Source organism: Helicobacter apodemus (assembly GCF_000765745.2).
Lineage (GTDB): Bacteria > Campylobacterota > Campylobacteria > Campylobacterales > Helicobacteraceae > Helicobacter_D > Helicobacter_D apodemus.
Map to the genome: position 1 here is coordinate 1 of NZ_JRPC02000100.1, position 819 is coordinate 819.

Consider the following 819-nt stretch of genomic DNA (forward strand, 5'->3'; position numbering starts at 1 on the left):
AAGAAGCATAATAGTATAAGAGAGAATGAGGAATTACTAAGACAGCCCAAGCGGAGGGACACTCTTTTTTAGAGTGAAGATATAGTCCGTTCTCTATGGTAACATAGAGCAGCCTTTTTTTAAAGGCGTGTATAGTGTTGCGAACTATGCAGAACATAAAGATAAATCACAAATTATCACTAACGCCTTAGTTAGTTAATTTAATAATACCTGAAAATCCCATACAAAGTTTTTCTGCCTAAAGAAGTTTAAACTTCAAGGAATCTCTTTTGGGATAAGTTTATAAGTTTTTTAAAAACACTTTAAGGTGGTCTTTACAAGCAAATTCCACCTTTGGTGTTTGTTTTTAAAGGCAACTTTAGTTTGTCTAAATTTATCTTAAAGGATAGAAAATGTTTAACAAAATTATTTTAGTAGGAAATTTAACTCGTGATGTTGAGTTGCGTTATTTACCCAATCAAAGTGCATTAGCTAAATTAGGATTAGCGACAAATCGCCGCTATAAAAAGCAAGATGGCTCACAAGGAGAAGAAGTATGTTTTATTGATGTGAATCTCTTTGGTAGAACTGCAGAAATTGCTAATCAATACCTTAAAAAAGGTTCTTCTGTGTTAATTGAAGGTCGTTTGGTATTAGATACTTGGATGGATAATAATGGGCAAAAGAAAAGTAAGCATAGCATTACAGCAGAAAGTATGCAAATGCTTGGTGGCAATAATGCAAAAGCAGATGCTAATACTTCTGAAGTAGTTGTTGATAATGAACCTAATGTAGTTTATGAAGGACAGCCACAAGTCAATCAAAACAATACTGATGTTG

General features: G+C 33.1%; 1 protein-coding gene. It reads left to right on the top strand.

From position 1 onward, the window contains the following. Positions 1–392 precede the first annotated feature (392 nt). Positions 393–819, top strand: a 427-nt coding sequence (locus LS72_RS10530) for a single-stranded DNA-binding protein (RefSeq protein WP_084590226.1), incomplete at its 3' end; no start/stop codon positions are given.